This is a genomic window from Streptomyces sp. NPDC020884 (genome assembly GCF_044333935.1).
Lineage (GTDB): Bacteria > Actinomycetota > Actinomycetes > Streptomycetales > Streptomycetaceae > Streptomyces.
Genome location: NZ_JBIRRY010000006.1, coordinates 25,781 through 39,234 on the forward strand (window position 1 = coordinate 25,781; position 13,454 = coordinate 39,234).

Here is a 13,454-nt window from a genome sequence, read left to right on the forward strand (position 1 = left end):
CGCCTCAGCGGCCCGGGGACCCGCCCCCGTCCGCGCGCGAGCGGGGCTCGACCAGTCCGGACTCGTAGGCGAAGACCACGAGCTGGGCCCGGTCGCGGGCGCCGAGCTTGATCATCGCGCGGCTGACATGGGTCTTCGCGGTGTAGGGGCTGACCACCATGTGGACGGCGATCTCCTCGTTGCTGAGGCCACGGGCCGCCAGCGCGGTGACTTCCCGCTCACGGCGGGTGAGGGCCTCCAGGCCGGGGGCGGTGGACCGGTCCGGAGGGCGGGCGACGAACTCGCCGATCAGCCGGCGGGTGATCGCGGGCGAGAGGAGCGCGTCGCCGTCGGCGGCGACCCTGATCGCCCGGAGCAGCTCCGCGGGCTCGGTGTCCTTCAGGAGGAAGCCCGCGGCCCCGGCGCGCAGCGCCTCGAAGACGTAGGCGTCCCGTCCGTAGTTGGTGAGGATGACGACGCGCACCGAGGACAGCAGCGGGTCGGCGGCGATCTCCCGGGTGACCTCGATGCCGGTCATCACGGGCATGCTGATGTCCAGGAGCGCCACGTCGGGGGTGTGCTCGCGGACGAGGTCGAGTCCGGCGCGGCCGTCCGCGGCCTCGCCGACGATCTCGATGTCCTCCTCGGCCTCCAGCAGCGCCCGGAATCCGGCGCGCATCAGCGCCTGGTCGTCGATGATCGCGACGCGCAGGAGGCCGCGGGCGCTCACCGGGCGCTCGGGGTCCGGGGCGACGGCAGAGCGAGCGGCAGTTCCGCGTGGACGGCGAAGCCGCCGTCCGGGCGAGGGGCCGCGACCAGGGTGCCGCCGAGGGCCGCGACGCGTTCGCGCATGCCGGTGAGTCCGGTGCCCGGGGTGATGTGCGCCCCGGGCGGACACGGGCCCTCGTCGACGACCGCGACGGTGAGGGTCCGCGCGGTGTAGCCGAGCCGCACCCCGGTCCGCGCCCGGCCGGCGTGCCGGGCCACATTGGTCAGGGCTTCCTGGACGATGCGGTACGCGGTCCGGTCGATGTCCTCGGGCAGCGTGCGTTCCTCGCCGTCGATGTGGACGCTCAGAGCGATCCCCGCCGCCCGTGCCCGCTCGGTCAGCTCGCCGATCCGCGCCAGGCCCGCGCCCGGCGACCGAGGCTCTTCCGGGCCGTCCTCGCGCAGGACCTCCAGTGTGGCGCGCAGTTCGCGCATGGCCTCGCCGCCCGCCTCCTGGATGGCGAGCAGGGCGGGGTCCACGGCGGCTCCGCGCTTGTGGGCGAGATGGACGGCGACGCCGGCCTGGAGCTTCACGATCGAGATGGAGTGGGTGAGCGAGTCGTGCAACTCACGGGCGATACGCAGGCGTTCCTCACCCGCCCGGCGCAACGCCGTCTCCTCCCTGGTCCGTTCGGCGTCCGCTGCCCGCTGCTCCGTCTGGTGCAGGTAGGCCTGCCAGTTCTTGTCGATCAGCCCGGTGACACCCGCGCAGAGGAACCAGCCGAGCAGCAGCAGCACCCGCTCGGCGGTCTCCCCCGCGCCGGGCCCGGAGGCGAGCAGGACGCCGAGGTATCCCGCGAGGAAGGCCGCCCCGGCCGCGATGCCGTACGCCCGGTGCCCGCTGCGGGCCGCCGCATGGACGGCGACGACGACCGGAAGGGCCGCCCAACTGGCCGGCTCGCCATGGACGACGTATCCGAAGAGGCACAGGGCGCTCACGGTGAGGACGGCTCGCGGGGCACGGCGGTGTCCGGCCAGGGCGAGCGAACCGGTCAGGACGAGCAGCAGGTCCAGGGGTCCGGGCGAGGCGGCGGCCCAGGCCGCAGCGGCGACGGCCGCGGCGATGACGGCGGCGAGCGCCCCGTCCAGCAGATATGCCCGTCGTGCGCTGTCCCCCTGCATGTGCGGCAGCCTAACGTCCGGGCCCCGACGGCCGCGTCCTCCTCGATGAGGGCGTCGGCACTACTCCCCGGGGAGTAGCCCGGGGCCCCGACCGGTTGCCGCGGCACAGCCCCAACTGCCTCCCGCCGTACGACGACCCGGCGCACCCGCGCCCGCCAGCATCTGGGGCATGACCTCACCTTTCCGCTTCACCTCACCCGGACCCGTCGGCACGGGCAACGAGACGGTCGCGGCCGTCCACGCCCAGGTGACCCGGGACTTCGGCATCGAAGGCGCCCTGCCCTTCGTCGTCCTGTCCGCCGCCCCCGATCTGATGGCGGCGGCGTGGGCGCTGATGCGGGAGTCCCTGCTGTCCGGCCGGGCCTCCCGCACGGAGAAGGAGCTGGTGGCCTACGGGGTGTCGCTGGCCAACCGCTGTCCGTTCTGCGTGGGCGCGCACACCCTGCTGCTGTACGCGGGCGGCGACCTCGAGCCGGCCGGGGCGCTGGCCCGGGGCGAGCGCCCCGGGGATCCGCGACACGAACACCTGCTGTCCTGGGGGCAGGACATGCGGGGCCCGGCGCCCTTCGCCGTGGACGCGGCGCCGGAGTTCGTGGGCTCGGCGCTGGCGTTCCACTTCATCAACCGGATCGTCTCCGCCCTGATCGACGAGGAGTCGGTGTCCGGCGGCGCGGACCCCGCCGAGCTGCTGGACAGCGCGGCGGGGCGGGCCCTGGTCCGCGCGGTGCGCGGACGGCCGGAGCCGGGGCTGAGCCTTCCCCTGCTGGGGGCCGGGGGCCCGCCGCCGGGTTGGGCGGCGGGCACTCCGGTGGGCACGGCCTTCGGCGCCCTGCGGTCGGCGGCCCACGCGGGCGCCGGGCTGCTGGCGGAGGGGGACGCCGCGCTCGTCCGGGAGGCGGTGGCGGCCTGGGACGGGTTCACGCCGCTGCCGCTGTCCGGTGACGGGCTGCCGGACCGGGCGGAGCGCCCGGGGGCCCGGCTGGCCCTGCTCGCGGCGCGGGCTCCGTACCGGATCACGGCCGAGGACGTGCAGGCCTGGCGGGTACCGCCGTTCACCGATCACTGCCTGGTGCACCTGGTCGCGTTCGGCGCGATGCTGGCCGTGGAGCGGGTGGAGGCGGGGATGGGGGGCGCGGCCCGGGGGTGAGCGCCGCCCCTCAGACCGGCGGCCAGTGCTCGAACCAGCGCAGGTCGTCCTCCAGTTGGGCGGCGAGCGCGATCAGCCGTTCCTCGCTGCGGGAGGGGCCGAGCAGCTGGGCCCCGACCGGGAGGCCAGAACGGGTGAAGCCGGCCGGGACGCTCACGCCTGGCCAGCCGAGGACGTTCCACGGCCAGGCGTAGGGGCAGGCGGCCGTCATCGTGAGGTCGGTGCGCCAGGCGCTGAGGTCATCGAAAGCGCCGATACGGGGTGGGGGCGCGGCGGTCGTGGGGGTGAGGAGCACGTCGTATCCCCGGGCGTCGAAGAGCGCGCCGATCCTGCGGTGCTGGCGCACTTCCCGGGCTCGGGCGGCCCGGACCGCCCGGCCGCCCAGCCGCGTCCCGGTCCGCAGTGCGCTGCGCGTGCGCGGGTCGAGCAGGGCCGGTTCGGGGTGGCGGGCGGCGTATTGGGCGATGCCCGCGGTGGCGCGGGGGACGAAGGCGAGGCCGATCAGCCCGTACCGGGGGCGGGCTTCCTCGACGTGGTGGCCGAGCCGGGCGAGGGTCTCGGCGAGGGCGGCTACGGCCCGGCGCACCTCGGGGTCCGGTCCGGAGCCGGTGAGGGTGAGCGGGGGGCGCCAGGCGAGGGCGATGCGGAGGCGGCCCGGGTCGCGGCGGGCGGCGTCGGCCGCGCGCACGGCGGGCGGGCGGTGGGGGTCCTGGGGGTGCGCGCCCGCCGCCGCGTCCAGCAGCAGCGCGGCGTCGGCGACCGTACGGGCGAGGGGGCCGTTCACGGTGAGCCCCTGGAAGGCGTCGCTGTGCGGGTGGACCGAGATCCGCCCGCGCTGCGGTTTGATGCCGACGAGGTGCGTCCAGGCGGCGGGGATGCGGACGGACCCGGCGCCGTCCGAGCCGAGGGCGGCGGGGACCAGGCCCGCGGCGACGGCCGCCGCCGATCCGCCGGAGGAGCCGCCCGGGGTGTGCGCGGTGTTCCAGGGGTTGCGGGTGGCGCCGAAGGCGGGTCCCTCGGTGAAGGGCCACTGGCCCAGTTCGCAGGAGTTGGTCTTGCCGACGACGACGGCCCCGGCGGCGCGCAGCCTGCGGACGGCCTCGCTGTCGAGGGCGGCCGGGGGCAGCTCGCCGGCACAGCCGAAGTGGGTGGGCAGGCCCGCCACATCGGTGTCGTCCTTGACGGCGATGGGCACGCCGAGGAGCGGCAGCCGCTCCCCCGCCGCGAGCCTGCGGTCGGCCTCCGCCGCCTCGGCGAGGGCCGCCTCGGCGCGCAGGTGGCGGAAGGCGTTGAGGGTGGGCCGGGTGGCCTCGATACGGGCGAGGGCGTCGGCCACGAGCGCGGTGGAGCTGGTGGCCGCTTCGGCGAGGAGGCGGGTGCTCTCCGCGAGTCCGGGCAGCGGAGGCGGGACGGGGGCGGCCGGGCGGGGGGTGCGGGCGGGGTCCCGTACGGCCGGGCCGGTCTGTTCGGTGGGCTCCACTGAGGACATGGGCGTGCCGCCTCCCTCGTATCGCGGGGCCGGCCGGTCGTCCCGGCTGTGCCCCCCGTACTTACTGGAGGGTAACGAGAGGAGGCGGCACGCTCAACCGTTCGGGCCGCCCCGGCACGGCGCGGCCCCGCGGGTCTACGGCCGCGGCATCACGGTCGGACGTGGATCTCGCCGATGCCGCTGCCGAGGCCCGCGCAGTGGGCGGTGGACTGGCCGGACTCGCCGGGTCGCAGGGTGACGTGTTCGCCGTCGACGTCCGGGGACCAGCCGCAGACCAGGTGGACCCAGAAGGTCTGCGGCTGGCTGCCGTTGTTGCGACAGAGGGCGAAGCCCGTGTAGTCGTCGATGGCGTGCTTGCCGGTGTCGCAGGAGAGGCCGGGCGGAATCGCGGCCGGAGCGGCGGTCGCGGTCGCCGCGGTGACCGGGATCGCCAGCGCGGCCGCCGTCGACGCGGCGGCGAGCGCCCGCAGGACGGGCCGGGGGCGCTTCCCCGTCGCCGTACCGCCCTGGTGCCGCGTCCCCGTGAACAGGTTCATGGTTCTCCTCCGTGGTGCGTGCGTGGGTGATCCCGGGCGGGATCACCGCAGCTTTGCCCACGCTGCGTGGCCGAAAACACCGCCGCACTTCACTCTCCGTGTGCGCGCCGGGCGGCGCTCCCGGTCCCGGCGTACGCTCGAATGTGCCGGTCACCCTGGTTCGCACGCCCTGACCGGGGCCTTGCCGAGGAGGCGACGTGAGCGGACACCGATGGGCCGCCCGTGCGGCCGCGGGCGCGGCGGCGGTCGCCCTCACCGTGACGGGTGGCACGCTCGCGCGGGCTGACGACGACATCGACGCGCTCGGCGCCGAGGAGATAGCCGAACGCTCGCGCGACGCGCTGCTCGACGTGGACTCCCTGCATCTGAGCGCGCGCGGCAGCATCGACGGGAGCGGGCCGGACCAGAGCCTGGACCTCACCCTGGACCGCGAGGGGAACTGCACGGGCGGGATCGACATGGGCGACGAGGGCTCGGTGGAGATCGTCAAGCGCGGCGACGACGTCTGGCTGAAGCCGGACGCCGCCTTCTGGAAGAACCACGTGCCGATCGGCGGCTCCACCTTCGACGCGATCCTCGACGGCCGGTACATGAAGGCCTCGGCCGACGACCCCCGGCTGCTGAGCGTGACCGAGGTCTGCGATCTCGACACCTTCCGCGGGCTGATCGCGGACAACGCCGGCACCGCCGACCGGGGCACCCTGACGAAGGGCGCGAAGACCGAGGTGAACGGTGCGCCCGCCGTTCCGGTGACCCGGGCCGAGGGCGGCGAGCGCCTGACGGCCTACGTGGCCGCCGAGGGCACGCCGTACCCGGTGCGGATCACCGTGCGCAACGCCGACGAGGAAGGGACCGTGGACTTCTCCGGCTTCGACCGGCCGGTGCCCACGGCCACTCCCCCGGCGGACGAGACGGTCGACGTCACCGCCCTCCTGGGCCGCAGCGTCAAACCCGTGTAGCCCGCCCGTGCGGCGCGCTAGGGATAGGCCACCAGGTTGGCCACGTTGCTGCCGGAGTCGGACGGTCCTCCCGAGTCGTTGATGACGTGGTCGATGGTGCCGGTGCCGCCGAGCGAGACGGTCACCATGTTGTGGAACCGCACCCCCGGGGTGTTCGGGGCCTCGAAGGCGCGTTCCGCGACCACGGACGGGTTCGCGTTGAAGAAGCAGTAGCTGCCCAGGCCCCACGCCTCGTGGCCGGTGACGGACGGGGACACCTTGTACGCGTCGTAGCCGCGCGTCGAACCGTTCATCCAGGCGGCCTGGTTCGGCGGGTCGTAGGGCATCTCGTTCTGGAAGAAGTAGGTGCGCCCGCCGTTGCCGTTCCAGATGACCTGGTGCTGCTGGTAGTGCTCGACGAACAGCCCGTACATCGTGACGTCCGCGCCGTTGACGACCAGTCCGGTGGCCGCGGTGTTGGTGTTCCAGCCGATGCCGCTGCCGTGGTCGCCGCGCCACAGCCACAGATGGTCGCCGATCACGTCGGAGCTGTTGACGACCAGGCTCTGGGTGGCCTTGCCGACGGCGGCCCCGCCGATGCGGAAGAACACGTCGTGCAGCGAGGTGGGGTTGGCGGTGTGCCGGGCACCGGCTCCCGGCGGCCCGACCTGCATCAGCGTCGGGGAGTTGACGGTGCCGGCGTCGATCAGCAGCCCGGCGATCTTGACGCCGTCGACGTCGGCGACGTTCAGGGCGGTGATGCCGTTCTCGGGGACGAGGGTGGCGAGCCCGAGGCCGAGGACGACGGTGTCGGCGCGGGTGACGTCGATCGTCCGGTCGAGACGGTGGACGCCGGGGGTGAAGAGCAGGTTCTTGCCGTCCGCGAGCGCCGCGTTGATCTGGGTCGCGGTCGCGCCCGGCTTGACGATGAAGAACTGCTCGATGGGCAGCGACTGTCCGGCAGGCGTCCCCGAAGCCCAGCTGGTGCCCTGGGAGTTGGCCCGCAGCGCCGGGACGAAGACCTGGTAGGCGCCGGCCCCGTCCACGTACAGGAAGGGCTTCTCACGGCTCACGGGCGTCTGGGCGACCGTGGTGTAGGGCGGGTTGGGGAAGCTGTTGGCCGGGGCGTTGACGTCGCCGACGAAGACCATGTTCCAGTTGGACCCGGTCCAGCTGTTCCACTGGCTGTTGCGGGAGAGCCACTGTTGCTGGGTGCCGGAGCGGACCTGGCCGTCGATCTTGGAGTCGGCCATGAATCCGCCGCTGGACCAGCCGCCGTCATCGAGCTGGAGGTTGCCGCGCACATGCATGCGCCGGTACGGGGCGGCCTGGGAGACGGCCCAGCGGTCGGTGCCGGAGGGCGGGTCGACCGACAGGTTCTCGGCGGAGCGCCAGAAGTTGTGGGTGGCGTTGCCCTGGAACCAGTCGGCCTCGGTGTGCACGCCGCCGTTGATGGTGACGTCGTCGGGCGACAGGCCGAGCCCGGCGACCTGGGTGTAGAAGCCGACGTTGGCGTCCACGTCGTAGCTGCCGGGCTTGAAGAGCAGGGCCTGGCGCTGGGAGCCGAACTGGTTGGTCTCCTGCTGGGCGAAGACCTGGTTCAGCTTGTTCTGGATGGTGGCGCGGGGCGTGGTGGGGTCGAAGACGGTGACGTTGGGGCCGAAGTCGGGGGTGCCGGGCGGGTTCGGCACGTCGGTGGCGCCCACCCGGAAGGACTGCGCGGCCGATCCGTTGCAGGTGTACTGCTGGACGCGGGCGCCGTCGGCGGTGGAGGCGGACGGGACGTCGAGGCACTTGCCGCTGTTGCGGTTCACGAAGTGGAAGGCGCCGCCGGGCTCCTCCACGGGCAGCCACTGCTGGTTGGCGCCGCCGGAGTACGACCAGAGCTGCACGGGCGCGGCGTCGGCCGTGGACACCCCGGTCACGTCCCAGCTCTTCGCCGGGTCGTTGCGGTTGTCGACCCGGACGTATCCCCCGCCGACGGACCGGAACTGCCACTGCTGGGCGGTGCTGCCGTTGCAGGCGTACTGCTGCACCGCGGTGCCGTCGGCGGTCCCGGCGGCGGCGGAGTCGACGCACTTGCCGCTGTGCCCCGCCGTCACCGTCGACCAGCCGGAGGGGAGTTCGGCCGCCTGGGCGGAGGGGGCCCCGGCGACGGCGGTGAGCAGGGAGGCCACCAGTCCGCCGAGGACCAGCAGCGGGACGAAGCGGCGCCGGGGTCTGTGTCCGTCGCGGCGCGAGCCGGGGGTAGTGCGGGGGGCCGGCATTCTCATATGTGTCTCCTGCGGGCGCGGGGGGCTTACTTCAGGCCGTGAAGTTAGGCCCCTTCCGTGGACACGTCAAGACTGCGCGTACGGAAGATGAATCCGGTCAGGGCCGCGATGATCGGCATCAACTCCCGCCATTCAGCGCCCTGTCGGCGATCCACCACCGCTTCCGCACTGGTCCGGACCAAAGCCTTGACACTTTGTTCCGTTCACTTCTTAATCACATGGTGGAACGGTCGCCACATGGACGAACAAAGGACCACACCCATGCCCCAGGCCCCCCACGGCCGCACACGAGCCGGACTCTCCCTCCTCGCCCTCCTGGCCCTGCTGCTGGGACTTCTCGTGTCACCGGCCGGCGCGGCCGCCCGAGCGCCCGCCGCCGCAGCACCCTTCAAGGTCGTCGCGTTCTACAACGGCACCTGGGACGCGGCCCACATCAGCTTCGTCAAGGAAGCCAACGAGTGGTTCCCGAGGGCGGGTGCGGAGAACGGCTTCACCTACACCTCGACGAACAACTGGAACCTGCTCGCCGACAGTGCGGCGCTGGAGCAGTACCAGGTGGTGCTCTTCCTGGACGACGCCCCGCAGTCGGCCGCCCAACGCGCCGGGTTCGAGGCGTACATGCGGGGCGGCGGCGCCTGGATGGGCTTCCATGTCGCGGCGTTCACCACCGACGCCCGGAGCTGGCCCTGGTATCACGACCAGTTCCTGGGCAGCGGGAACTTCGCCACCAACACCTGGGGTCCCACCACCGCGACGCTGCACACCGACCACCGCACCCACCCGTCGACGGAGCACCTGCCTGGGACGTTCACCTCGTCGGTGAGCGAGTGGTACAGCTGGAGCCGCGACCTGCGGACCAACCCCGACATCGACGTACTGGCCTCGGTCGACCCGGTGAGCTTCCCGCTGGGCACGGACCCCAACCAGAGCTGGTACAGCGGTGACTACCCGATCGTGTGGACCAACCACCAGTACCGCATGCTGTACGCCAACTTCGGCCACAACGCGATGAACTACGAAACCGACACCCCGCTGTCGTCCACCTTCGCCTCCGCCACCCAGAACACCTTCCTCCTGGACGGGCTGAAGTGGCTCGGCACCGGTGCGGCCGGGGCCCCGGCCCCCCGAACGCCCGGAGCCGGTCAGGGGGCTCTCGCCCACTGACCGGCTCCGGGGCGGCCCTCGGGGGGAGGGCCGCCGCTCCGGGCTCCGGCTCCCGCCGCTATCCAGCGGTGGGAGCCGGAGCCCGCCCTTCGCGGTTCATCGCTCCGCGCGTTGCGCGGTGCCCTCGCCGGCAGCACCGACGGGGGCGGCGCCCGGCTCGGTGACGGTCTTCCCGGACGGCGGCGCCGCCTCCTCGGTCAGCCCGATGCGGTCGTGCAGACGCCGGAGGGGGGCCGGGGCCCACCAGTTGAAACGGCCCATCAGGCGCATCATCGCCGGGGCGAGCAGACACCGCACGATCACGGCGTCCACCAGAACGGTCAGGGCGAGCCCCAGACCGAAGAGTTGCATGAAGGACACCTTCGAGACGCCCATGCCGGTGAGAACGATCGCCATCAGGACGGCGGCCGCGGTGAAGACCCGGCCGGTGCGGGCGACGCCCATGGCCACCGCGTGGGTGTTGTCCTCGGTGGTGGTGCGCCCCGAGGCGAGCCACTCCTCACGGATGCGGGAGAGCAGGAAGACCTCGTAGTCCATCGACAGGCCGAAGGCCAGGCAGAACATGAGGACGGGGACGTTGGCGACGAGATAGCCGGTGGCCGTGAAGCCCAGGATCCCCGACAGGTGCCCCTCCTGGAACACCCACACCATCGCGCCGAACGCGGCGGCGAGTGACAGCGTGTTCATCACCAGCGCCTTCAGGGGCAGCACCACACTGCCCGTGAACAGGAACAGCAGCACGAACATGGTGAGCGCGATCAGCGCCACCGCGTAGGGCAGCGGCTCCGTGAGCGCGTCGATGACGTCCTGGTTCTCCGCGGCGGCGCCGGCGAACAGGGTGGTCCCCGGGCTGTCCACGGCGCGCAGCTGCTCCAGCAGTTGCTTGCCCTCCTCGGCGTACGGGTCCAGGGCCGTACCGACCCGCAGGACCGCGCCCGCCTCGTTGCTGAGGGCGGCACTGCCCGGCCCGACCTGCGCGCCGTCGGCGTAGAAGCCGGCGCCGCTGGCCACGTCCGAGACCCCGTCGACCCGGGAGAGCTCCGTCGCGTAGGTGGCGAGCTGCTGGACGCCGCCGTCGAAGTCGGGCAGCACGATGGTGGTCGAGGCGGCCGCGTCCTCCGCGAAGTCCTCGCGCAGCATGTCGCCGACCTGGCGGCTCTCCGAGACGGAGGCGGTGATCACCCGGTCGTCCGGATAGCCCCACTTCGACGACAGGAAGGGTGCGCCGAGGAGCAGGAGCAGCGCGGTGGTCAGAACGGCGACCGGAACGGCGCGCCGGGTGACGGCGACGACCATGCGGTACCAGCGGGTGTCCTCGGGCTCGACCGCACGCGGCGGCTTGAGCTTGAACCAGCGCCGCAGGGGGACCCGGATGTCGTACTTGTCGACCCGGTTGCCGAGCAGGATGAGGGCCGCGGGCAGGACGAGCACCGCTGTCAGGACGCTCACCAGGACGACGGCGACGCCCACATAGGCGAAGGACCTCAGGAAGAACACCGGGAAGACGAACAGGGCGGCGAGCGCGAGGGCGACGGTGACCCCGGAGAACACGACCGTGCGGCCCGCCGTCTGACCGGCGCGCAGCACGGCGTCCGCGGGCGCGAGCCCGGCGCGCAGTTCCTCGCGGTAGCGGCTCACCATCAGGAGGCTGTAGTCGATGCCGAGCGCGAGGCCGAGCACGGTCGTCATGTTGAGCGCGTAGATGTTCACATCGGCGAACATGGTCACCAGGCGCAGGACCGCGAGCGTCGTCACGATAGAGACGGCGCCGATCAGGAGCGGCAGACCGGCCGCGATCAGACTGCCGAAGACCATCATCAGCACGATGAGCGTGATCGGGAAGGCGACGGCCTCGCCGATCGTGGCGTCCTTGGTGACGGTGGAGTTCATCTCCGCCATCAGCGGGCCGTAACCGCCGACGCGGACGCTCACCCCGTCCGGCCGCGGCGCGTCGTCCAGCAGCTCGTCGGAGACCTTCGGCAGGTCGGTCTCACTGGCGTCGATGTGGGCCGTGATGAGCCCGGTGTCGCCGTCCTCGCTGCGCAGCGTGGATCCGGCCTCCGGGCCGAGACTCCAGTAGGACTGGATGCCGTCCACGTCGTCGCGCTGGTCGAGCCAGGACGCGACGGTCCCGCTCGCGGAGCGCGCCTGAGCGCTGTCCGCGCCCTCGTCGGACGTGACCGCGATAATGAGGTTCGGCTGCACGCCGCTGAAGTGGTCGTTGACGACGGTGACGGCCCGCGCCGACTCGGAGTCCGGGGAGGTATAACCACCAGCTTTCAGGCGATCCATGACGGATGCTCCGAAAACCCCGCACACAAACACCGTTATCAGCGCGGCGATGAGCACCAGCTTGGGTCGGTTGATTGCAAGACGAACAACTCGGGTCAGCATCCCTGCACCCCTGCCACCGGCCACCTCTGATCTTATTGCCTGCCATTTTCACAGCGAGCGTAGGCAGCCGCCGAACCGATCACTACGGCTGGGTTGCCGCACGAAAAATGCGCGTACACATTCGGCCAATGTCGTCGAAAAATCGTCCTCCCGTAGCCAGGTTGTCGATCTGACGGGTCCCCCACTCGACGAATAGGGCGAGGGTCTCACCAAGAGGCCGCCGATCATGGGGGACACAGTGACGGACTCAGCCGTTACGGCACTGCGGATCGACACATGGAAGAAGCCCGGACCCGACCTCGCGGGGGCATTCGCGCCCTGGGCCGGCAGGTCCACCCGGGCGCCACGGCACTGCACCGCGGACGAACCGGAGGCGCCCGCCACCGCATGCGCCGCCGTGCCGACCGGGGCGACGGCCGGCACACTCGCCGAACGCAAGGCGTTGGCCAACACCGTCGCCACGCGCTACGCCCAGGCGGGCAAGCAGGAGAAGTCGGAGATCCTCGACCACGTGTGCGCCGTCACCGGATGGCATCGCAGCCACGCCCGCAAGGCGCTGCTGAGGGTGGCGCGCCCGCAGGCCGCCCGGCCGCCGCGCACCGGTCGCACCAAGTACGACGCCGATGTCGTCGCCGCCCTGACGTTCTGCTGGAAGGTACTGGACCGGCCCGCAGGCAAGCGGCTGGCCCCGGTGCTGCCCGAGCTGGTGCCGGTGCTGCGCCGCCACGGCGAGCTGGAGATCACCGACGAGACCGCCGAGTTGCTGATGGGCATGTCGGCGGCGACGATCGACCGACGGCTGGCGGAGCAGCGGCAGCGGACCGTGGTGCCCAAGCACATCAGGGCCGGCTCGCTTCTGCGCAACGAACTCCCGCTGCTCAACTGGGCCGAATGGGACCACACCCGGCCGGGCTTCATGGAGATCACGGTCGTCCGGCACGACGGCGACGGGCCGAAGGACGGCTGCCTGCGGACGGTGACCGTCACCGACATCGCCACCGGCTGGTCGGAGAACCGCACGATCCGCAACGTCAACCGGGTGCCGTACGCGCTGGACGAGGTCGCCCGGATCCTGCCGTTCCCGATGCTGGGGCTCGACTCGGGCAACTCCGGTTCCGAGGCGGAGGAGATCCTGCTGGGCTGGTGCGGGCAGCGCCGGGTGACGTTCACCCACGCCCGCCCGACGTACAGCGGCAACCACCACGTCGGCCAGAAGAACTGGAGCCTGCTCCAGACCATCGCCGGGGACTACCGGTACGACACCACCGCGCAGCTGGCCCTGCTCAACCAGATCTGGGCGGCGCTGTCCACCCTCACCAACTACTTCTATCCGCAGCAGCACTCCCTGCCCGCCGACGAGAGCGGGACGCGCCGCAAGGAGTACGACACGGCCACGCCGTACCACCGCACCCTGCGCCATCACGAGGTCACCGCCCACGACAAGGCGATCGTCGCGGACACCTACGCCTGTCTGAACCCGGCGGATCTGCACCGCCGGAGCACGGCGATGACCGACCGGCTACACCTGATGGCAGCGGGCGGGACGGAGTCGGTGCGTCAGGCCGACCTGCTGCACGCGCACCGTCGCTCGCCCGGCGCGGCGTCCTGACCCAGGAGCCGGTGCACGGCAGTGCGCCGCCACGG

9 protein-coding genes and 1 pseudogene are annotated in these 13,454 nt (G+C 72.5%); 4 read left to right on the top strand and 6 right to left on the bottom strand.

Annotated elements, in window-relative coordinates; genetic code table 11:
- Window positions 1–4: 4 nt before the first annotated feature.
- A complete protein-coding gene (locus ACH4UK_RS19530; protein ID WP_398357821.1) occupies window positions 5–709 on the bottom strand; it encodes a response regulator in 705 nt (234 codons plus the stop codon).
- Window positions 706–1,869 carry a sensor histidine kinase gene (locus ACH4UK_RS19535; RefSeq protein WP_398357823.1) on the bottom strand — a complete coding sequence of 388 codons (1,164 nt, stop codon included), beginning with the start codon at window positions 1,867–1,869 and terminating at the stop codon, window positions 706–708. Before ACH4UK_RS19535 ends, ACH4UK_RS19530 begins: the two co-directional genes overlap by 4 nt.
- Window positions 1,870–2,038: 169 nt before the next feature.
- Here ACH4UK_RS19535 and ACH4UK_RS19540 point away from each other — a divergent pair, with 169 nt between their 5' ends.
- Window positions 2,039–3,016 (top strand): carboxymuconolactone decarboxylase family protein, encoded by a 978-nt coding sequence (locus tag ACH4UK_RS19540; RefSeq protein ID WP_398357824.1) that lies wholly within the window; start codon window positions 2,039–2,041, stop codon window positions 3,014–3,016.
- Between the two features lie 10 nt (window positions 3,017–3,026).
- On the opposite strand, the gene ACH4UK_RS19545 is transcribed toward ACH4UK_RS19540, so the two are convergent.
- Both ACH4UK_RS19545 and ACH4UK_RS19550 read right to left on the bottom strand, forming a co-directional pair.
- Window positions 3,027–4,505: an amidase gene (locus ACH4UK_RS19545; RefSeq protein WP_398357826.1), complete on the bottom strand. Its 1,479-nt coding sequence runs from the start codon at window positions 4,503–4,505 to the stop codon at window positions 3,027–3,029.
- Window positions 4,506–4,654: 149 nt separating this feature from the next.
- Window positions 4,655–5,041 (bottom strand): hypothetical protein, encoded by a 387-nt coding sequence (locus ACH4UK_RS19550; RefSeq protein ID WP_398357828.1) that lies wholly within the window; start codon window positions 5,039–5,041, stop codon window positions 4,655–4,657.
- A gap of 197 nt (window positions 5,042–5,238) precedes the next feature.
- Here ACH4UK_RS19550 and ACH4UK_RS19555 point away from each other — a divergent pair, with 197 nt between their 5' ends.
- A complete protein-coding gene (locus ACH4UK_RS19555; RefSeq protein WP_398357830.1) occupies window positions 5,239–6,000 on the top strand; it encodes a hypothetical protein in 762 nt (253 codons plus the stop codon).
- A gap of 17 nt (window positions 6,001–6,017) precedes the next feature.
- On the opposite strand, the gene ACH4UK_RS19560 is transcribed toward ACH4UK_RS19555, so the two are convergent.
- A complete protein-coding gene (locus tag ACH4UK_RS19560; RefSeq protein ID WP_398358514.1) occupies window positions 6,018–8,246 on the bottom strand; it encodes an RICIN domain-containing protein in 2,229 nt (742 codons plus the stop codon).
- A gap of 267 nt (window positions 8,247–8,513) precedes the next feature.
- Here ACH4UK_RS19560 and ACH4UK_RS19565 point away from each other — a divergent pair.
- Window positions 8,514–9,386: pseudogene (locus ACH4UK_RS19565) on the top strand (ThuA domain-containing protein); the annotation flags it as partial.
- A 126-nt stretch (window positions 9,387–9,512) separates the two neighbouring features.
- Here ACH4UK_RS19565 and ACH4UK_RS19570 read toward each other — a convergent pair.
- A complete protein-coding gene (locus ACH4UK_RS19570; RefSeq protein WP_398357831.1) occupies window positions 9,513–11,708 on the bottom strand; it encodes an MMPL family transporter in 2,196 nt (731 codons plus the stop codon).
- 340 nt (window positions 11,709–12,048) lie between these two features.
- Here ACH4UK_RS19570 and ACH4UK_RS19575 point away from each other — a divergent pair, with 340 nt between their 5' ends.
- On the top strand, window positions 12,049–13,419 hold the full coding sequence (locus tag ACH4UK_RS19575) for a hypothetical protein (RefSeq protein ID WP_398357833.1): 1,371 nt from the start codon (window positions 12,049–12,051) through the stop codon (window positions 13,417–13,419).
- Window positions 13,420–13,454: the final 35 nt, after the last annotated feature.

Bases quoted from the DNA above. Each gene is read 5' to 3' on its own strand.
- ACH4UK_RS19540 (WP_398357824.1), top strand. From the start codon at position 2,039: ATGACCTCACCTTTCCGCTTCACCTCACCCGGACCCGTCGGCACGGGC.
- ACH4UK_RS19550 (WP_398357828.1), bottom strand. From the start codon at position 5,041: ATGAACCTGTTCACGGGGACGCGGCACCAGGGCGGTACGGCGACGGGG.
- ACH4UK_RS19535 (WP_398357823.1), bottom strand. From the start codon at position 1,869: ATGCAGGGGGACAGCGCACGACGGGCATATCTGCTGGACGGGGCGCTC.
- ACH4UK_RS19570 (WP_398357831.1), bottom strand. From the start codon at position 11,708: ATGGATCGCCTGAAAGCTGGTGGTTATACCTCCCCGGACTCCGAGTCG.
- ACH4UK_RS19560 (WP_398358514.1), bottom strand. From the start codon at position 8,246: ATGCCGGCCCCCCGCACTACCCCCGGCTCGCGCCGCGACGGACACAGA.
- ACH4UK_RS19545 (WP_398357826.1), bottom strand. From the start codon at position 4,505: ATGTCCTCAGTGGAGCCCACCGAACAGACCGGCCCGGCCGTACGGGAC.